Source organism: Collimonas sp. (assembly GCF_035566555.1).
Classification (GTDB): domain Bacteria; phylum Pseudomonadota; class Gammaproteobacteria; order Burkholderiales; family Burkholderiaceae_D; genus Collimonas.
In genome coordinates this window covers 1-18,972 of sequence record NZ_DATMRB010000097.1, presented here as the reverse complement: position 1 = coordinate 18,972, position 18,972 = coordinate 1, and the positions used below count along the sequence as shown (strand labels likewise).

Genomic DNA, 18,972 nt, shown 5'->3' with positions numbered 1-18,972 from the left:
GTCAAGGTCGCACCGTTGTTGTCATCGGATAGCGCGCACGGATGCTGAACAAGAATGTCTGGATGATTAGGATAAAGTCCGGCGAGCCCGATGCGATCAAGTCGCGACGAGCTCGCCGGTTAATGCAGTGCTTATAAACAAGTCGATTAACTTTACTGAAACCAATGCTTCATTTGGCTCTATCAAGCTGCTCACCGCCTGGCGTCATGCTCGCGATCCGCGAACTGCAAGATGCTGTGCCGGTGCACGCTGGTAGTCTTCTGTAATACGACAGCACTGTATCCGCGCCTGTGCATTGCGCCCTACTATGTAGATCAGGCGCAGCACACTAAGGCAATTCTCTCCCCCCAGACACTCCGTTCTCGCGTACATCCCTGTACTTTTTGGCGCTGACAGAATGCTGAAGAACAGCATCATTAAGCGCCATTGAATTGACCCAAGGGTCACGGAGCGAAAAAATGAAACGCATGTTGTTTAATGCTACGCAGCAAGAAGAACTGCGCGTAGCTATTGTTGACGGGCAAAAGCTCATCGACATCGATATCGAAACCACCGGACGCGAACAACGCAAGTCCAATATCTACAAAGGTGTGATTACCCGTATCGAGCCGTCGCTGGAAGCCTGTTTCGTCAACTACGGTGAAGAGCGTCATGGCTTCTTGCCGTTCAAGGAAGTCGCCCGCACCTATTTCAAGGAAGGCGTCGACGTCCGTACCGCATCGATCAAGGATGCCCTGCGCGAAGGCCAGGAAATCATGGTCCAGGTCGAAAAGGAAGAGCGCGGCAACAAGGGCGCGGCCCTGACCTCCTTCGTCTCGCTGGCCGGCCGTTACCTGGTCCTGATGCCGAACAATCCGCGCGGCGGCGGCGTATCGCGCCGGGTCGAAGGCGAAGATCGCCAGGAACTGCGCGAAACCATGGATCAGCTGGACCTGCCTAGCGGCATGTCGGTGATTGCCCGCACTGCCGGCATCGGCCGCAATGTTGATGAATTGCAATGGGACTTGAACTACCTGATGCAACTCTGGCGCGCCATCGAAGGCGCCGGCACCCAGGGCAAGGGCGCTTTCCTGATTTATCAGGAATCGTCGCTGGTGATCCGTGCGATCCGCGATTACTTCCAGCCGGATATCGGCGAAATCCTGATCGACACCGACGAAATCCACGACCAGGCCCAGCAGTTCATGGCCCACGTCATGCCCGACATGGTGCACCGCGTTAAACGCTACCGCGACGACGTGCCGCTGTTCTCCCGCTTCCAGATCGAACACCAGATCGAAACCGCGTACTCGCGCACCGTACCGCTGCCATCCGGCGGCGCTATCGTGATCGACCATACCGAAGCCCTGGTTTCCGTCGACGTCAACTCCGCCCGCGCAACCCGCGGCGGCGACATCGAAACCACCGCCTTCAACACCAATTGCGAAGCAGCGGAAGAAGTTGCGCGCCAATTGCGTTTGCGCGATCTCGGCGGCCTGATCGTGATCGACTTCATCGACATGGAGAATTCCAAGAACCAGCGCGAAGTCGAAACCCGCCTGAAAGACGCCCTGCGCTATGACCGCGCCCGCGTCCAGATGGGCAAGATCTCGCGCTTCGGCCTGATGGAACTGTCGCGCCAGCGCCTGCGTCCGTCGCTGTCGGAAGGCAGCCACGTGACTTGCCCGCGCTGCAACGGCACCGGCCACATCCGCGATACCGAATCGTCCGCTTTGCAAGTCCTGCGCATCATCCAGGAAGAAGCGATGAAAGAAAACTCGGCGGCGATCCACGTCCAGGCGCCGGTCGACGTCGCCGCTTTCCTGCTCAACGAAAAGCGCGGCGAGATCCTGAAGATCGAGACGCGTCACCGCGTCGGCATCATCCTGATCCCGAACAAGCATCTGGAAACCCCGCATTACAAGCTGGAACGCCTGAAGCACGACGATCCGCGCCTGGAAGAAACCCAGGCCAGCTATGCGATGGCAGAGCAAGCCGATACCGACATCGGCTACAGCAAGACCCAGAAAGAAGAAGGCAAGCCGCGTCAGGAAGCCGTGGTCAAGGGCATCACGCCAGACCAGCCGGCCCCGATCGTCGAGCGCAAGCCGGTGGAAGTGCAGCCGGTGGCAGCAGCCGCTCCGGCAGAAACCGGTTTCCTCGGCAAGATCTTCGGCTTCTTCTTCAGCAAACCGGCGGCGCCAGTTGCTGCGCCTGCGGCAACTGCCGAAACCAAGAGCGCGCAACAGCGTGACCGTAACGACCGCGGCGACCGCAACAACCGTGGCCAGCGTGGCCGCAACCGTGGCGGCCGTAACCGCGACGGCAGCGAAGCGCGTGACGACAGCGCCAAGAAGCCAGTGGTGACCGAGACTGCTGAAGCCAAGAGCCAGCAAGCCCGTCCGCCACGTCCTCCGCGTGAGCCTAGAGAGCCGCGGGAACAGCGCGAAGCCAACGAAAGCAAAGCCGACACCCGCAGCACCGAAGGCCGCGAAGGCAAGCGCGAACGCAGTGAACGCCCACCGCGTCCGCCACGTGAAGAGCGCAAGGAAAACCTGAGCGAAGTCAAAGTCGATGAAACCTTGCTCAAGGGCGGCGTAATTGCTGCCGCCGGCGTGGCGGTAGCCGCGGTTGCCGAAAGCGGCGACGCAGCCCTGCTCGATAGCGGCCGCGTCGAAACCAAGGCAGAAGGAGACGAAGAACCGCGTCGCCGCCGCCGCCGCGGTGGCCGTAACCGTAATCGCCGTGATCGTGATGCAAGCGATGCTACCGAAGGCAGCAGCGAAGGCAGCGATGACATGGAAGCAGGCGAAGGCGTGGCAGCTGATGCAGTTGCCACATCGGCCGATGCAGCTCCGGTCGTTGCTCATGAAGCCGAACCCGTCGCCGCGCAACCTGTTGCCGCAGCGGCACAAGCGGTCGATAGCCATGTACCGATGATGGCCTCTTCCGTACCTGTCTCGCAAGAAGTTGCCGCGCCGGCCCAGCCAGAGACGTTTGCACCGACAGCACTGTCGAATGCAATCGCCGCACCGCTGGTGCCGCAAGAAGTTGCCGTGACGACGGAAGTCGCGCCGGCAGCAGCAATCGAAGAAGCGCCAGTGTGGATTCCGGTTGCGCCTGCGCCAACGATCGCCGAGCCTGAAGCAGTCGTCGCAGCGCCGGTAGCAGCCGATCCGGTGGTCGAACCACTGGTGACGACAGTTGCCGCGCCAGCCCCGGTTGAGCATGTTGAGCTTGCACCGCAGGTCGTCGAAGCACCGGCCGCGGTCGTCGCTGAAGCTGCCCCGGTTGTGCTGGCACCAGCACCGGTTGCAGCTGCACCAGCACCGGTAGAAGCAGCGCCGGCTGAAGTCAAGGTCGCTGTATCGAGCGCCTCGCCTAAGGTGGAAGATCTGCAAACCGTTCTGGCGGCAGCAGGCCTGACCTTGGCAGCGACCGACCCGAGCAAGCTGCGTGCAGCCCAGGAAGCCACTGCCGGCATCGTCGCCGCGCCACGCGTACCGCGTGAACGCAAACCGGCGCCGGTCCAGGTCAGCGAACCGCTGGTGCAGATCGAAACCCAGCGCTCACAGTCGTAAGCGTCCGCCCATGCCGCCGGTAAGCCGGCGGCATGGCAAGATAACAAGAAAACAAAGGGAGTCCCAGACTCCCTTTGTCACGTCTGGCGTCCGCGCCATACGCGGTATCAGTAGCCGGGTAAAGCCAAAATCCGATGACCATGGTATCTTGTAGAAGTTACCACCTAGTATAGAAGCAGCAGATTTTGCATATCTTCCAAGAAACACATCATGACTAAAAAAGTCATCCCGCTGATCGACAGCCGCCGTCAACCATCACTGCCGCCCCTGTCCTTGCCCTCCATACTGGAAACACCCGACGGCCTGATCGCGGATGAGCTGGGACGGCCGCTGCACGACCTGCGCATCTCGGTGACAGACCGCTGCAACTTCCGTTGCGTGTATTGCATGCCGCGCGCAGTGTTCGACAAAGACTATGCGTTTCTGCCGCACACCGCCCTGCTGTCGTTTGAAGAAATCACGCGCCTGGCCAGCCTGTTCGTCGCCCACGGCGTGCACAAGATCCGCCTGACCGGCGGCGAGCCGCTGCTGCGCAAGCACATCGAAAAGCTGATCGCCATGCTGAGCGCATTGAAGACGCCGGATGGCAAGGAACTCGATCTGACCCTGACCACCAATGGCTCGCTGCTGGCCAAGAAAGCGCAGGCGCTGAAAGATGCCGGCCTCAAGCGCGTCACGGTCTCGCTGGATGCCTTGGACGAAGGCATTTTCAAGCGCATGAACGATGCCGACTTTCCGGTGGCCGACGTGCTGCGCGGACTGGACGTGGCGCATCAGGTCGGACTTGGGCCGATCAAGGTCAACATGGTGGTCAAGCGCGGCGTCAACGAGCAGGAAATCCTGCCGATGGCACGCTACTTCAAGGACACCCCATACATCTTGCGCTTCATCGAATACATGGATGTTGGCAGTTCCAACGGCTGGAAAATGGATGAAGTCGTATCCTCCGCCGAAGTGGCGCAGCTGATCCAGAGCGAACTGCCGATGCAGCCGCTGGCCGCCAATTATCTCGGCGAAACGGCGCAGCGCTGGCGCTATGCCGACGGCAGCGGCGAAATCGGCCTGATTTCCAGCGTCACCCAAGCCTTTTGCCATGACTGCTCGCGGGCGCGCCTGTCGACCGAGGGCAAGCTGTACACCTGCCTGTTCGCCAGCGCCGGCCACGATCTGCGCGCCTTGCTGCGCAGCGAAGGCAGCGACCGTGAAATCTCCAGCGTGATCGGCCAGCTGTGGCGCACCCGCGATGACCGCTACTCCGAACAGCGTACGCAAAATACCGAAGGACTGGCGCCAGCCCGCAAGAAGGTGGAAATGTCGTACATCGGCGGCTAAGCAGAGCCACGCCATGCAAACCCGCATCCATCCCGACCTTGCCAGCCTGACCACCGGCCTGATACTGGCGGGCGGCCGCGGCAGCCGCATGGGCGGCATCGACAAAGGCCTGGCGCTGCTCGACGGCCAAGCCATGGTGGCGCATGTAATTGCGCGTCTGGCGCCGCAAGTCAATGGCCTGATCATCAACGCCAACCGCAGCCAGGCCCGCTACGCGGCCTTCGGCTATCCGGTCTGGCCAGACCAGCAGGCCGATTTCGCCGGACCGCTGGCGGGCTTGCAGGCTGGCCTGCGCCACTGTAATACTCCCTATCTGCTGACTGCGCCTTGCGACTCGCCCTATCTGCCGGACGATTTACTGCAAAACCTGGCAAAAGCACTGCAAAGCGCCGATGCCGACCTCGCCGTGGCCGCCACCATAGACCCCGGCACGCAAGCGCTGCAGCCGCAACCGGTATTCATGCTGCTGAAAAGCCGTTTATTGACCGATCTCAATGACTACTTGCAAGACGGAGGACGTAAGATAGAGGCATGGTACCGTCGCCTCAATTACAGCGAAGCGCTGTTCAGCGACGATGACGCCTTCCGCAACATCAATACCGAAGAACAATTGCAGCAGCTACCAAGAAGAACAAATTGAATACCTTGAGCCGTCCAGACCAGCCATCCTTGTCCGCCCTCACCAGCTGCCTGTCGGATTACGATCCGCACGCCATGCCGGTGAGCCAGGCGCAGGCCATCATCCATGCCTTCATCACGCCGGTCGGCGCGATTGAGAAAGTGGCGCTGCGCAGCGCGCTGGACCGGGTGCTGGCGACCGACATCATCTCGCCCATCGATGTGCCGGCGCACGACAACTCGGCCATGGACGGCTATGCCTTCCATTCCGCCGACCTGCGCCAGGATAGCGATACCATCCTGCAGGTAGCCGGCATCGCCCACGCCGGCCGCGCCTATGACGGAACGGCTGCGCGCGGCGAAGCTATCCGCATCATGACCGGCGCCTTGATGCCGGCCGGCCTGGACACCGTCATCCCGCAGGAATTTGTACAGATCCCGGCAGGCGGCCCGGCTGGTCAGATCACGATCCCACCAGGCGCAGTCAAGCCAGGCGCCAATCGCCGCCTGGCCGGCGAAGACCTGAAAGCCGGCACCCCGGCAATCGGCAAGGGCCGCATCCTGCGCCCGGCCGATCTCGGTTTGCTGGCTTCGCTCGGCATCGCTGAAATCCCGGTACGGCGACGGCTGCGTGTTGCCTTCTTTTCCACCGGTGACGAATTGCGCTCGGTCGGTGAAATACTCGAACCGGGCTGCGTCTACGATTCCAACCGCTACACCCTGTACGGCATGCTGCAGCGCCTCGGCTGCGACATCATCGACATGGGCGTGGTCGGCGACGATCCGCAGGCGCTGGAAGCGGCCTTCCGCAGCGCCTGCGAAAACGCCGACGCCATCATTACCTCCGGCGGCGTCTCGGTCGGCGATGCCGATCACACCAAGCAGATGATGGCGCAGCTGGGCGACGTCGCCTTCTGGAAAATCGGCATGCGTCCGGGCCGGCCGCTGGCTTTCGGCCGCATAGCGTCCGGCGGCAAGCAGGCGCTGTTCTTCGGCCTGCCAGGCAATCCGGTGGCGGTGATGGTGTCGTTTTATTTTTTTGCGCGCGAAGCGCTGCTGCAGATGATGGGTGCGCAAGCGCCGGCGTTGCCGCTGATGCGCGCCACCGCCGCGATCGCCATCCGCAAGCGGCCGGGACGCACGGAGTACCAGCGCGGCATCCTCGGCATGCACGATGGCAAGTGGTCGGTACGCCCCACCGCCGCCCAGGGCTCGGGCATCCTGCGCTCCATGGCGGAAGCCAATTGCATGATCGTGCTGGCGCATGACCAGGCCGATGTCGCCAGCGGCGACCAGGTCGAAGTGATCCTGTTTGACGGTTTGGTCTGATCCGCACCGTCCGCCAGGTTCGCTAGCACGTGTTCAAACAATACAGACTCGACGTCCGGCAGCTGGGCAAGCCTTTCATGCTGGTGCTGCTCAGCGAGATGGCGACCCTGAGCGCGCTCCTGCTCGGCAATATCACCATCGCCTGGTGGATCGCCCAGCACGGCGGCGCGCGCGACCTGGCCACCTTCGGCGTCACCGTGGCAGCCGCCAGCCTGCTGGCCATCCCCCTGCTCTCGCCCTTGGGCGACCGTTATCCCAAGAAACGCCTGATGGCGATCGGCTTCGTCGCCATCGCCATCGAAAGCGTGGTGCTGGCGCTGCTGGCGCAAGCGGGTTTCTATCATCTGTATCTCATCATTGCCTGCGAGATGATCGGCGTCTGCGCCATGGCGATCGTCATGCCCTGCGTCCAGACCGTCGCCTCGGAACTGGTGCCCGCCGAAAAACTGTCGCTGGCAATGAGCATGCAAAAAGTCAGCGGCTCGCTCGGCGGCATCGTCGGTCCGGCGCTGGGCGGCAGCGTAATCGCCGCCGGCAGCGTCGCCAGTGCGCTCTGGGTGCATGTAGCGTTGCTGCTGATCGCGGCATTTGCCGCCGCCCGCCTGCCCAAGGCGCTGACGGCCAGTAAACCCGCGGCGCTCGGAGCGGCGCAATGGCTGCATGAGCTGAAGGCCGGCCTGCGCATGAAATGGCATATTCCGCTGGAACGCCACTGGACCTTGGCCAATCTCGTCATCGGCGTGTTTTACTCTCCGGCCATCGGCATGATGGCGGCCCTGCGAGTGACCAGCCTCGGCCTGTCGGCATTCTGGCTGGGCGCGACCAACATGGGCATCATGGCCGGCATGTTCCTGGGTTTTCTTGGCTGCGCCTCTTTTTTCTCCAGGACGCTGGGGCGTTTCCGGGCCTTGATAGGCGCAGCCCAGCTGCGCGCCGTCGCGCTGCTGGTGGTAGGCCTGACGACTTCGCCACTGATGCTGGCAACGGCTTTTTTCCTGCTCGGCATCTCGCAATCGACCACCCAGTTTGTCGGCGTCACGCATCGCCTGCTGGCGACGCCGGTCACCTACCGCGCGCGCAATGCCTCGGTCAACATCATGGTGTGGCAGCTCGCGTCGACGCTGGGCCCGGCAGTCGCCGGCATGGCTTTGCTGCATGCATCGGTGGCGCAATGCTACGTGCTGTTCGGCATCCTGATCGCGCTGTGCAGCATCGGCCTGGCAATGATTCCTAAAATGCGCGAATTCCTGAGCGCGGATCACGATACAGCCAACGGCTGGTATCAGAGAGAATATCCGGCCGCTTTCCCAGTCACTGACAAAACCACATAAGCACGCTAATCTTGTGCGTTCAAATGCCGGCAGATTTTCTTTCCTTTAACGCCATGACAGCCAGACTCATGAACGACGCGAAAACCTTAGCAGCAATGGCATGCGAACTCCGCCCGGCCCAAGCCAGCGACGCCACCGCCATCAGCGCCCTGATCCGGCAGTTCACGCATGAATTCACGATCAGTGCGGACGGCAGCGGCGCCGAGCAATTCCTGGCATCGATATCCGTCGAAGCGGAAGCCGGCTACATTTCCGATCCGCGTTACCGCTACATCACTGCTTGCGTCGGCGACGTGCTGGCCGGCTTCATTGCCATGCGCGATCGCAGCCATGTGTTTCATCTGTTCGTCGCACCCCAGTTCCAGCGTCAAGGCATGGCCACGCGGTTGTGGCAGGCGGCGCGGGCATCGGCGCCCGGGATTCAAACGTTTACCGTTAATTCTTCTCCAGCCGCCTTACCTGTATATAAACGCTTCGGTTTTGCGCCAACGGACTCTCGGATAGAAATGCACGGCATATGCTTCGTACCCATGCGCCTGCCGCTCGATTGAGTTTTCCCTGATATGAAGCACGCTGACGAGCTCACAGCCTTGTTACGCGCCGATCCCGAACGGCGGCGCCTGATAGCGTTGGTGCGCACGCTCGAACTGCCCGATTGCTGGATTGCTGCCGGTTTTGTCAGAAACGCGGTGTGGGATTGGTTGCACGATCGCCCGCCGTCGCCGCTGTCTGGAGACGTCGACGTCATCTGGTTTGCCCCTTGCGGTAACGGCGCAGAAAACGACCGGCAGCTGGAACATCGCCTGCTGGAGCTGGACAGTTCCATCGCATGGTCGGTCAAAAACCAAAGCCGCATGCATGTCCGCAATGGCGACGCGCCTTATTTGTGCAGCAGCGACGCCATGCGCTACTGGCCGGAAACCGCCACTGCGGTGGCGGTCAGGTGCGGCAGCCATGGCAATCTGGAACTGGCGGCGCCATTCGGCTTACATGATCTGTACCAGGCCATCGTCAGGCCGACGACACGTTTTTCCGAAGAAAAAAGAAATCTGTTCGATCAGCGCTTGCGGGACAAGCGCTGGCTGTTGCATTGGCCTTTGCTGCGGGTCGAGGAAAATCCGGAGCCGCGAGCGCAATCCTTGCCAGATGAGATACGCTAAATTATCGCCCCATCATGTCCGAGCCGAAATGCCAGCCGCCCCACTCCCTAAAGGAAAGCTTCATGATTTCTCATGTCTTTGTCGGCATTACCGACTTCCAGCGCGCCTTCCGCTTTTATTCCGCCCTCATGCAGGAACTGGATCTGCAGCTGAAATTCTGCGATGCCGGCAAGCCTTGGGCAGCCTGGATGGCGGCCGGCCATGCCCGCCCCCTGTTCATCATCGGCGCGCCGTATGACGGCGCAGGCGCGGCCGCCGGCAACGGCCAGATGGTCGCGCTGCTGGCGCCTGACCGCGCCGCCGTCGACAACGCCCATGCGGCGGCGCTGCGGCATGGCGGCAGCTGCGAGGGGCCGCCCGGTCTGCGCCTGGAATATCATCCGCATTATTACGGCGCATATTTCCGTGACCCCGACGGCAACAAGATTTGCGTGTGCTGCCATGACGCGCCAGCTAGCCAGGCCGGATAAAAAACCGGCCGCCATAGGCAAACCGGACATCAATCGCTTGATGTCCGGTCACGGATACGCTCTGCAGACGGGCTAAGATCAGAAGGTATTACATTGGAACAAGCCAGGATGGCCGAAGCAGGTGGTCGTGGCCGGATAGCGTTCGACATTGTTCTTGGTATCCAGCCGCAGCACGCAATTGCGCCATTCGTTGGAGTCGGCTTTATATCCAAGCCGCTGACACGCAGGACCGTAGATCTGCATCATCTGGTCAACGTCTTTCTGCGCCTGCAGCGAACGTTCGGCGTCGGTGGCGCAGCCTGCCAACAGGGCGACCACGGCCAGTAAAATGAGTTTGCGCATAATGAGCTCCTTGCATGCAGCCTCGGCGGAAGACTGCGACGAATGCCGGCGACCAACGGATGCGCAGGAAGTGCTGCATCCGTGCAAGCCATGCCGTAATCATAGTATAGGACAGAGGCCGGGAAGCCTCTGTTTCAGGAAATGCATTATTGCTACCAGATGTAACTGCCGCCAACAAGCATTTCACTTAAAATTCCGTGCTGCCATTTTGCCAAACAAAAAAATACAAATAACAATCATTCTCATTTATAATTGATTTGTGCACTGGGCTTTCGCCCCTTTTGCACAGCTCAACTCACTTTTCAGCCAGCCGCACCCAGCGATGCCAGCCACTAAACATGCTGCATCGTTCTGGAGTAAGACGCTTTGCCCAATTCATATCCAACTCGCCCTGCGGCGCCGGCGCTGCGCCGCCTGCCTGCGGCCGTTAACTTCGCCATCCTCGCCATGTGCGCAGCATCTGCGCCAGCATTCGCGGAACAAGCGACTGTCCTGGCAGGCAACCATGCGGCCGCGCATCAGTTCGATGAAATATCTGTGACCGCGACCCGCAGCGAAACCGCGGTCTCGCAAACACCAAGCAGTATCTCGGTGATCAGCGCCGACACCATCGAAGAACAGCAACCCAGGGACGTCAAGGATCTGCTGCGCTATGAGCCGGGCGTGACCGTCCGCCGCGGCCCTTACCGTCCGACCTCCGCCGCCACCGCCGGCGGCCGCGGCGGCAACGAGGGCATCAATATCCGCGGCCTGGAAGGCAACCGCATTCTGCTGATGGAAGACGGCATCCGTCTGCCCAGTTCTTTTTCATTTGGGCCGCTGGAAGCCGGCCGCGGCGACTATGTCGAGATGGACATGTACAAGCGCGTGGAAATCCTGCGCGGGCCGGCCTCGGCCATGTACGGTAGCGATGGCCTGACCGGCGCGGTCAATTTCATCACCAAGGATCCTGCCGATTTCCTGAAGATCTTCAACAAGCCGACCTATTTCTCGATCAAGCCGACTTACGATTCCACCGACGGCAGCACCTCGACCACCGCCGTCGCGGCATTCGGCGGCGAGCGCTTTGAGGGCTTGCTGATCGCCAACAAGCGCGACGGCCACGAAGTCGACACCAAAGGTACGCGCAACATCAACGGCCCCAACCGCGACACCGCGAATCCGCAGAATGTCCATGGCAATGCCCTGCTCGGCAAGCTGGTGTTCAAGGCCAGCGCGCAAGATACTTTCACGGCGGCGATCAGCCACCAGGAACAGAAGACCGATTCCGATGTACTGTCCGCCATCACCAAAAGCACCCTGGCGCTGCGCGCCAACGACAAGCTGGAGCGCAACCGCTACAGCATCGATTACAACTTCAAGGACAGCGACAACCGGTATTTCCAGAACGCCCACGCCCAGCTTTACTTCCAGGAAGCCAAGACCAATCAGTTCTCCTATGAACAGCGGTTCCCGGTGGTCGACCGCACGCGCGCCAACACCTACCAGGAACGCACTGTCGGCGGCTCGGCCCAGGCCGAAAGCAGCTTTGCCACCGGCAGCCTGCAGCACAAGCTGGTGTACGGCTTCGATCTCAGCACGGCGCATATCGAAGGCTTGCGCGACGGCACCGTTCCCGGCGTCGGCGAATCGCCTTTCCCCAACAAGGCTTTCCCTACTACCGACTACACCTTGTTCGGCGCGTTTTTACAGGATGAATTCCGCCTGTCGCAGAATAGCCCGCTCACCATCACGCCGGGCCTGCGCTTCGACGGCTATCGCCTGACGCCAGAGAAGAACGACCCGTCCTATACCGGCAAGCCAACCGATTCCAGCGGTAACGCAGTGTCGCCGCGGCTGGCGCTGATGTATGAAATCAGCCCCGCTTTGCTGCCCTATGTCCAGTATGCGCGCGGCTTCCGCACGCCGACGCCGGACCAGGTCAACAACAGCTTCGGCAATCCGATCTACGGCTACGCCACCATCGGCAATCCCGACCTGAAACCGGAAACCAGCAACACCTTTGAAGTGGGCCTGCGCGGCAAGCTGAGCGGCGGCGAGAACGTCCTGCGCTACAGCGTGGCGGCGTTCACCGGACGCTACAGCAATTTCATCTCGCAGGAAGTGGTCAGCGGCAGTGGCCGCCCATTCGTCGATCCCCTGATCTATCAATACGTGAACCGCGCCAAGGCCCGCATCAGCGGCGCCGAAGCGCGTATCGACTGGCAACTGGCCAACGGCATCGGCGTCAAGGCCGGCATGGCCTACACCAAGGGCCATACCGAAGGCGCCGACGGCAGCAGCACGCCGCTCGACACAGCCAATCCATTCATGGCGGTGCTCGGCCTGCGCTATGAACCGAGCGAAGTCTGGTACGGCCAGGCCGATGTCATCTACCAAAGCGGCAAGCGCCGCAGCGACATGAGCAAGCAGACAGATTTCGCCCCGCCGGCGGCGTTCGTGATGGACCTGCGCGGCGGCTACAACATCAGCAAGAACGTGGCGCTGTACGCCGGCATCCACAACCTGTTCAACCGCCAGTACTGGAACTGGTCGGACGTGCGCGGCCTGGCCGACAATTCGACCGTCAAGGACGCCTATACAGCACCCGGCCGCAGCTTCAATGTCGGCTTGAAATTCCAGTACTAACCATTCCACTTCCCGGAGGAGAACCCTATGCTTACCACCACCCGCAAGCCACAATCGGACATCCCGCAGCTGCGCCGGCAATTCCTCGCCGCCAAGCATGAACAGAAACTGCGCAATCGCGACGCCGCTGCCGCCATTGGCGTTTCCGAAGGCGAAGCGCTGGCTGCCTGCGTCGGCGCCGAGGCGATCCGGCTGCTGCCGAACTTCATTGAAATCTTTGAAGAAGTGCCGCAGCTGGGTGCGGTCATGGCGCTCACCCGCAACGACAACGTGGTGCATGAAAAAGATGGCTTGTACGAAAAGATGAGCCACAATGGCCATGTCGGCCTGGCGCTGGGCGAAGCCATCGATTTGCGGATCTTCTACAAGCAATGGCATTTCGGCTGCGCCGTCATTGAAGAAGTCACCCGCGGCAGCGAAACCAGCTTGCAGAAAAGCTTGCAGTTCTATGACCTGCATGGCGAAGCGGTGCATAAGGTGTTCCTGCGCGAGCACAGCAACCATGCCGCTTTCGACGAGCTGGTGGCGCGCTGGCGCGATCCGGAACAGCTGCCAGGCATCACCGTCGAGCCAGTGCCGGCAGCCGCCATCGACAAAGCCGACGACGCAATCGACGGCGACGGTTTCCGCGCTGCCTGGAGCAATATGCAAGACACCCACGAATTCTTCGGCCTGATGCGCGACTTCGGCGTCAGCCGTACCCAGGCCTTGCGCCTGGCGCCGCCGCAATTCGTCCGTCAGGTAGACAACAGCGCCGCGCGCCTGATCCTCGACCAGGCCGCCGCCAGCGGCTTGCCGATCATGGTCTTTGTCGGCAACCGCGGCATGATCCAGATCCATTCCGGCCCGGTCTCCAACATCAAGCTGATGGGTCCCTGGCTGAACGTGCTTGATGCCGGCTTCAACCTGCATCTGCGGGAAGACAAGATCGTCTCCAGCTGGGTGGTCAGCAAGCCGACCAGCGACGGCGAAGTCACCTCGCTGGAACTGTTCGACGCCGACGGCGGCACCATCGCCATGCTGTTCGGCGTACGCAAGCCGGGCCAGCCGGAACTGCCGGCCTGGCGCGCCGCGGCCTTGAGCCTGCCGCTGCTGGAAACCACAGCCGATGCAGAGGCACAAGCGTGAAACCTCCTGTAGACAAGCAGCGCCGCATGCTGCTGGGAACGGCTGCGGCCGGCATGCTGCTGACGATGCTGCCGGCCCGCGGCGCTGGCGCCAAACCGTTGCGGGTAGCAGTGGCCGGCGGCGCCATCACCGAAGTAGTGTATGCGCTGGACGCCGGCGCCATGCTGATCGGCAGCGACACCACCAGCACCTATCCGGCGGCCGCGCTGGCGCTGCCGAAGATGGGCTACCAGCGCGCACTGTCGGCGGAAGGCGTGCTGTCCCTGCGCCCCGACCTGCTGCTGGCTTCGGCCGAAGCCGGTCCGCCGACGGCAATCCAGCAGATCGCTGCTGCCGGCGTGCGTGTCGTCACGCTGTCCGAACAGCATGATGTGCAATCGGTGCGCGACAAGATCAGCGGCAGCGCCAAGGCGCTCGATCTGGCGGCGCGCGGCGACAGTCTGCTGCAGCGCTTCGACAGCGACTGGCAGACGGCCATGACGGCGATTCAGGCACAGCGCCAGCAGCAGGCCGGCAAGCCGCCGCTGCGGGTGCTGTTCATCCTCAGCAACAGCGGCGCCCAGGCCATGGTGGCCGGACGCGACACCGCCGCCGACGCCATGATCCGCTATGCCGGCGCGGTCAACGCCCTGGGCGGCAAGGACGGCTTCAAAGGCTATAAGCCGCTGACGGCCGAAAGCGCCATCGCTGCCGCTCCTGATGTCTTGATGACCACCAGCGAAGGACTCACGGCCATGGGTGGTCTCGAGCAATTGCTGAAGATGCCAGGCCTGGCCTTGACTCCAGCTACCCGCAACAAGCGCGTGATCGCCGATATGGATGCCCTGCTGCTGCTCGGCTTCGGCCCGCGGCTACCGATCGCGCTGCGCCGTCTTTCCGCTCAACTGATTGCCTGATTCCTGATGTCCTCCACTTATTCCGCCGCCGCGCAACCGCCGGCTCCAACGGCCGCCATGTCACCGCTGGCGATCGGGCGCCAGTCGCGCCAGCGCTTGGTGCTGTTGGTTCTGGCACTATTGCTGCTGGTGGTCATGCTGCTGTGCGCTGGGCTGGGCGCTTATCGCATCGATCCCTGGCAAGTACCGCGCCTGCTATGGTCCGGCGCCGAGCTCTCGGCGGCCGACGCCCAGGCACGCGCGGTGCTGCTGGATATCCGCATGCCGCGGGTACTGCTGGCGCTGCTGGTCGGTTGCGGCTTCGGCGCCGCCGGCAGCGCGCTGCAAGCCTTGTTCCGCAATCCCTTGGCCGATCCTGGCCTGATCGGCGTCTCCAGCGGCGCCGCCCTCGGCGCTGCCACCACCATCGTGCTCGGCGGCGTCCTGTGGCCGACAGCGTTAAGCGCGCTTGGTCTCTATGCCCCGATGCTGGCAGCCTTTGCCGGCGCCCTGGCAGTGGCGCTGCTGGTGTACCGGATCGGCGCCGCCAAAGGCCGTCTGGCACTGCCCATCCTGCTGCTGGCCGGGATCGCCTTCAACGCCATCTCGATGGCTGGCATCGGCGTGCTCAGCTTTATCGCCGGCGACGCCCAGCTGCGCACCCTGACCTTCTGGAATCTCGGCAGCCTGGCCAGCGCACACTGGTCCTTGCTAGCAGTTGCAGCGCCGGTAGTCGTACTGTGCGTAGCAGCGATGGCGCGCCACTCGGCGGCCTTGAATGCAATGCTGCTGGGCGAAGCGGAAGCCCAGCATCTGGGCGTACCGGTGCAGCGCATCAAGCGCCAGGTGCTGATCGTCAGCTCGCTGTGCGTCGGCGGCCTGGTGGCTTGCACCGGCACCATCGGCTTCATCGGCCTGGTGGCGCCGCACTGCATCCGCCTTGCCTGCGGTCCTGACCAGCGCGTGGTGCTGCCGGGCGCCATGCTGTTCGGCGCGCTGCTGACCTTGCTGGCCGACCTGGCGGCGCGCACCATGGCGGCGCCGGCGGAACTGCCGCTGGGCATCCTCACCGCATTGCTGGGCGGGCCGTTCTTCATCGTGCTGCTGTGGCGCCGCCGCGCGCAGCTTGGCTTGTAGCGCCACCTTGGAACCATACGAAAAACCATCATGCTAGTTGCCACCGACCTTTCGCTGCAGCGCGGCGACAAAACCATCCTGCGCAATCTGAACCTGCGCATCCAGCCTGGCCAGATCGTGGCCTTGCTGGGACGTAACGGCGCCGGCAAGAGCAGCCTGCTGAAAGCCATGTCAGGCGAATTCCACGGCAAGCTGCAAGGCAACGAGGCCCGCCTGAGTGGGACGATATCGATCAATCAGCGCGCACTCGATCAGCTCACGCCCCAACGACTGGCGCAGATCCGCGCGGTACTGCCGCAAAGCGTGCAGTTCTCGTTTCCTTTCACGGCAATGGAAATCGCCTTGCTGGGGCGCTACCCGCACGGCGGCGGCAACAGCATGAGCGACCGCCTGATTGCGATGGAAGCGCTGGCGCTGGCCGGTGCGGCCGCCCTTGCAGAACGCGATGTCACCACGCTCTCCGGAGGCGAACTGGCGCGGGTGCAGTTCGCCCGGGTGCTGGCGCAGCTGCGGCCGGCAGCCAGCGAGCAGGAAACCCCGGCGGCGCGCTATCTGCTGCTGGACGAACCCACCGCGGCGCTAGACCTGGCGCACCAGCATCATCTGCTGCGCACCTTGCGGCAACTGGCCAAGGAATGGCATATCGGCGTGCTGGCGATCATGCACGATCCCAACCTGGCGGCACGCTATGCCGACCAGCTGGCCTGGCTGGCGGACGGCACCCTGCTGGTGCAGGATACGCCGGCGCTGACCATGACGCCTCACATTGTCAGGGCTTGTCTCGGGATTGAAGTGGAAGTGGTGCAACAGGCCGGCAAGCCGCCGTTTGCGATGCCGGCTTGATGACTTAGGCGGATTGCCAGCGATACCGCCAGAAAATCGCAAGCTGGTATTTCGTCATGCTTAAGACATGTAGCTAAGTGGGCCCGGAGTGCATACCCAGTCTTAAAAAACCCTGTAATGCGCTCCGCCTTTCTCCGAATCCGTCATGTGGGGTCAGAGTCGAGTTTCGCGAAAAAGCACCGCGAAACTCGACTCTGACCCCACATGACTCCATTCCGGCAGCGCACTGTCCACGCACTGTCCAATATCAAGCGCTTGCACGACATCAGCGACGTGAAATGTCGATCTTAGTTTTCGTCGTCGGCCAGCAGGTCCGGCTCTTTCCCCAGCAAGCGCTGCGCCGCCTCGCTCGGCAAGGCTTCCACCGATTTCAGCTTGCGCGCCATCTGGCGGCTGCGTACTTCGGCCTGGTCGATGTTCTTGGCGGCGCGTTCCAGGGTCAGCTTGGTGGCGGCCAGGACGTCGCCGAACTTGCCGAACTCCGTCTTCACCGCACCCAGCACCTGCCACACTTCCGATGAGCGCTTCTCCAGCGCCAGCGTGCGGAAGCCCATCTGCAGGCTGTTCAGCAGCGCCGACAAGGTCGACGGCCCGGCGATGCTGATGCGGTGCAGGCGCTGCAATTCGTCGGCCAGGCCGGGACGGCGCATGACTTCGGCATACAAGCCTTCGGTCGGCAGGAACAGGATGGCGAAATCGGTGGTCAGCGGCGGCGACAGGTATTTCTCGGCGATGGTCTTGGCCTCAAGGCGCACGGCCCGCTCCAGTTCCCTGGAAGCCGTGGCTACGCCCTCGGCATCGGCGCGGTCGGCGGCATCCGCCAGCCGTTCGTACTGTTCTTTCGGGAACTTGGCGTCGATCGGCATCCAAACCGGCGTGCCGCCGTCGTCATTGCCCGGGAGCTTGATCGCGAACTCGACCCGCTCGCCGCTGCCGGGAACGGTTTCCACGTTCTTGGCGTACTGCTCCGGCGTCAGCACCTGTTCCAGCAGCATTTCCAGCTGCACTTCGCCCCAGGTGCCGCGTGTCTTGACGTTGGTCAGCACCCGTTTGAGATCGCCGACGCCGATCGCCAGCTGCTGCATTTCGCCCAGGCCCTGATGGACTTTTTCCAGGCGGTCGGAAACGATCTTGAACGATTCGCCAAGGCGCTGTTCCAGCGTCGCGTGCAATTTTTCGTCGACGGTCTTGCGCATTTCTTCCAGCCGCAAGCCGTTGTCGGCTTGCAGATCCTTGATCCTGGCTTCCAGCGTGGCGCGTACTTCCGCCATCCGTTGCGCATTCGATTCGGTCAGCGCCGCCAATGTCTGGTTGAGGGTGTCGCCGAAGCGCTTGAGCGATTGCGCCTGTTCTTCGCGGCTGGTCTGGGCCTGCTGGTTCATCGCCAGCCGCATGCCGTCGAGCTGCTGGGCGTTGGTTTCAGTCAGCTTGACCAGCTGCTGGGCGAAGGTGTCGATCTGGTTGTTCTGCAAGGTGGCGACGCTGGTCATCTGCGCCGCCAGCGTCTGCTGCAGCTGGCCGAAATTGCTGCCGATTTCCTGCCGCATGTTTTGCGCGCTGGTCTGCACTTCGCCGCGCAGGTCGCGTTGCTGGCGTTCGCCAAGTTCTTGCTGATGGCGCTGTAGATCGCTCTGCAACTGCGCCAGCTGTTGCGCCGGGTCGGCCCCGCGCGCGCTGCGGAAAATCGCAACGATCTGCAGCACGATGATGACGGCGGCGGCAACGAGCAGGACGAGTAATTCTGATGAAGGCATGTGGGCTATTCGAAGACGAGCAGTTATTGTGGAGTATCGGGCTTATTGCGCATCCAGTCGGCGGTCTGGAAGAAGGACGTCAGCAGGCGTTCCTGCAGCCATTCATCCATGCCGACATCCTGCATCGCCAGCGCCATGCAGCGTAGCCACTGGTCGCGCTCGGGCGAAGCGATGCCGTAAGGCAGATGGCGGGCACGCAGGCGCGGATGGCCGAACTGCTGGATATACAGGTCGGGGCCACCGCTCCAGCCGGACAGGAACCAGTAGAACTTGTCGCGCGAGCCGTCGAGGGTGGTCGGATGCAGGGCCCGGATCACGGAGAATTGCGGCTCCAGGTCCATCAGGTCGTAAAAGCGGTCGACCAGTTCGCGCAGCTTGCCGGCGCCGCCGATCAGGTCGTAGAGGCTGGCCTGGGATTGTTCCTCAGGCGCTTGGGTGGTGGTAGTGTCTGTAGTCATGGGGGGA

Annotated in this window: 16 protein-coding genes; 13 read left to right on the top strand and 3 right to left on the bottom strand. The window is 62.4% G+C overall.

Translation table 11 applies throughout. The annotated features are described in order from the left end of the window. The first annotated feature begins 458 nt into the window (after positions 1-458). From VNZ65_RS12365 to VNZ65_RS12330, 8 genes are all read left to right on the top strand, one after another. A complete protein-coding gene (locus VNZ65_RS12365; protein WP_325669366.1) occupies positions 459-3,560 on the top strand; it encodes an Rne/Rng family ribonuclease in 3,102 nt (1,033 codons plus the stop codon). 210 nt (positions 3,561-3,770) lie between these two features. Then, positions 3,771-4,892, top strand: coding sequence for a GTP 3',8-cyclase MoaA (gene moaA, locus VNZ65_RS12360; protein WP_325669364.1), 1,122 nt, complete (start codon positions 3,771-3,773; stop codon positions 4,890-4,892). Between the two features lie 13 nt (positions 4,893-4,905). Continuing rightward, a complete protein-coding gene (gene mobA / locus VNZ65_RS12355; RefSeq protein WP_325669362.1) occupies positions 4,906-5,532 on the top strand; it encodes a molybdenum cofactor guanylyltransferase MobA in 627 nt (208 codons plus the stop codon). A gap of 74 nt (positions 5,533-5,606) precedes the next feature. Further along, the gene (gene glp, locus VNZ65_RS12350) at positions 5,607-6,839 is read left to right on the top strand and encodes a gephyrin-like molybdotransferase Glp (protein WP_325669395.1); all 1,233 of its coding nucleotides are present in this window, start codon (positions 5,607-5,609) and stop codon (positions 6,837-6,839) included. 29 nt (positions 6,840-6,868) lie between these two features. After that, positions 6,869-8,170: an MFS transporter gene (locus VNZ65_RS12345; RefSeq protein WP_325669360.1), complete on the top strand. Its 1,302-nt coding sequence runs from the start codon at positions 6,869-6,871 to the stop codon at positions 8,168-8,170. 95 nt (positions 8,171-8,265) lie between these two features. Then, a complete protein-coding gene (locus VNZ65_RS12340; protein ID WP_325669358.1) occupies positions 8,266-8,721 on the top strand; it encodes a GNAT family N-acetyltransferase in 456 nt (151 codons plus the stop codon). Between the two features lie 12 nt (positions 8,722-8,733). After that, positions 8,734-9,330 carry a nucleotidyltransferase family protein gene (locus tag VNZ65_RS12335; RefSeq protein ID WP_325669356.1) on the top strand — a complete coding sequence of 199 codons (597 nt, stop codon included), beginning with the start codon at positions 8,734-8,736 and terminating at the stop codon, positions 9,328-9,330. A gap of 62 nt (positions 9,331-9,392) precedes the next feature. Next, entirely contained in the window at positions 9,393-9,800 is a 408-nt protein-coding gene (locus tag VNZ65_RS12330; RefSeq protein ID WP_325669354.1) for a VOC family protein, read from the top strand. Between the two features lie 78 nt (positions 9,801-9,878). Here the strand turns inward: VNZ65_RS12330 and VNZ65_RS12325 are convergent, their stop codons facing one another. Then, positions 9,879-10,142, bottom strand: a complete 264-nt coding sequence (locus tag VNZ65_RS12325; RefSeq protein ID WP_062113620.1) for a hypothetical protein — start codon at positions 10,140-10,142, stop codon at positions 9,879-9,881. Between the two features lie 447 nt (positions 10,143-10,589). Between VNZ65_RS12325 and VNZ65_RS12320 the strand changes: the two genes are divergently transcribed. The 5 genes from VNZ65_RS12320 to VNZ65_RS12300 are packed head-to-tail and all read left to right on the top strand — an operon-like array spanning position 10,590 to position 16,753. Further along, entirely contained in the window at positions 10,590-12,770 is a 2,181-nt protein-coding gene (locus tag VNZ65_RS12320) for a TonB-dependent hemoglobin/transferrin/lactoferrin family receptor (RefSeq protein ID WP_414649112.1), read from the top strand. 27 nt (positions 12,771-12,797) lie between these two features. Continuing rightward, positions 12,798-13,898 (top strand): hemin-degrading factor, encoded by a 1,101-nt coding sequence (locus tag VNZ65_RS12315; protein WP_325669349.1) that lies wholly within the window; start codon positions 12,798-12,800, stop codon positions 13,896-13,898. Between the two features lie 26 nt (positions 13,899-13,924). Further along, positions 13,925-14,794 carry a heme/hemin ABC transporter substrate-binding protein gene (locus VNZ65_RS12310; RefSeq protein ID WP_414649111.1) on the top strand — a complete coding sequence of 290 codons (870 nt, stop codon included), beginning with the start codon at positions 13,925-13,927 and terminating at the stop codon, positions 14,792-14,794. A 6-nt stretch (positions 14,795-14,800) separates the two neighbouring features. After that, entirely contained in the window at positions 14,801-15,910 is a 1,110-nt protein-coding gene (locus tag VNZ65_RS12305) for a FecCD family ABC transporter permease (protein WP_414649110.1), read from the top strand. A gap of 30 nt (positions 15,911-15,940) precedes the next feature. After that, positions 15,941-16,753: an ATP-binding cassette domain-containing protein gene (locus tag VNZ65_RS12300; RefSeq protein ID WP_325669347.1), complete on the top strand. Its 813-nt coding sequence runs from the start codon at positions 15,941-15,943 to the stop codon at positions 16,751-16,753. Positions 16,754-17,040: 287 nt separating this feature from the next. Here VNZ65_RS12300 and rmuC read toward each other — a convergent pair whose 3' ends face one another. Both rmuC and VNZ65_RS12290 read right to left on the bottom strand, forming a co-directional pair. Next, positions 17,041-18,507 (bottom strand): DNA recombination protein RmuC, encoded by a 1,467-nt coding sequence (gene rmuC / locus VNZ65_RS12295; protein ID WP_325669345.1) that lies wholly within the window; start codon positions 18,505-18,507, stop codon positions 17,041-17,043. Positions 18,508-18,530: 23 nt separating this feature from the next. After that, complete coding sequence (locus VNZ65_RS12290; RefSeq protein ID WP_325669389.1) at positions 18,531-18,965, bottom strand: group II truncated hemoglobin; 435 nt, start codon at positions 18,963-18,965, stop codon at positions 18,531-18,533. Positions 18,966-18,972: the final 7 nt, after the last annotated feature.

Coding starts and splice junctions, on each gene's coding strand:
- VNZ65_RS12365 (WP_325669366.1), top strand. CDS start 459: ATGAAACGCATGTTGTTTAATGCTACGCAGCAAGAAGAACTGCGCGTA.
- moaA (WP_325669364.1), top strand. CDS start 3,771: ATGACTAAAAAAGTCATCCCGCTGATCGACAGCCGCCGTCAACCATCA.
- mobA (WP_325669362.1), top strand. CDS start 4,906: ATGCAAACCCGCATCCATCCCGACCTTGCCAGCCTGACCACCGGCCTG.
- glp (WP_325669395.1), top strand. CDS start 5,607: ATGCCGGTGAGCCAGGCGCAGGCCATCATCCATGCCTTCATCACGCCG.
- VNZ65_RS12340 (WP_325669358.1), top strand. CDS start 8,266: ATGGCATGCGAACTCCGCCCGGCCCAAGCCAGCGACGCCACCGCCATC.
- VNZ65_RS12335 (WP_325669356.1), top strand. CDS start 8,734: ATGAAGCACGCTGACGAGCTCACAGCCTTGTTACGCGCCGATCCCGAA.
- VNZ65_RS12330 (WP_325669354.1), top strand. CDS start 9,393: ATGATTTCTCATGTCTTTGTCGGCATTACCGACTTCCAGCGCGCCTTC.
- VNZ65_RS12325 (WP_062113620.1), bottom strand. CDS start 10,142: ATGCGCAAACTCATTTTACTGGCCGTGGTCGCCCTGTTGGCAGGCTGC.
- VNZ65_RS12320 (WP_414649112.1), top strand. CDS start 10,590: ATGTGCGCAGCATCTGCGCCAGCATTCGCGGAACAAGCGACTGTCCTG.
- VNZ65_RS12315 (WP_325669349.1), top strand. CDS start 12,798: ATGCTTACCACCACCCGCAAGCCACAATCGGACATCCCGCAGCTGCGC.
- VNZ65_RS12310 (WP_414649111.1), top strand. CDS start 13,925: ATGCTGCTGGGAACGGCTGCGGCCGGCATGCTGCTGACGATGCTGCCG.
- VNZ65_RS12305 (WP_414649110.1), top strand. CDS start 14,801: ATGTCCTCCACTTATTCCGCCGCCGCGCAACCGCCGGCTCCAACGGCC.
- VNZ65_RS12300 (WP_325669347.1), top strand. CDS start 15,941: ATGCTAGTTGCCACCGACCTTTCGCTGCAGCGCGGCGACAAAACCATC.
- rmuC (WP_325669345.1), bottom strand. CDS start 18,507: ATGCCTTCATCAGAATTACTCGTCCTGCTCGTTGCCGCCGCCGTCATC.
- VNZ65_RS12290 (WP_325669389.1), bottom strand. CDS start 18,965: ATGACTACAGACACTACCACCACCCAAGCGCCTGAGGAACAATCCCAG.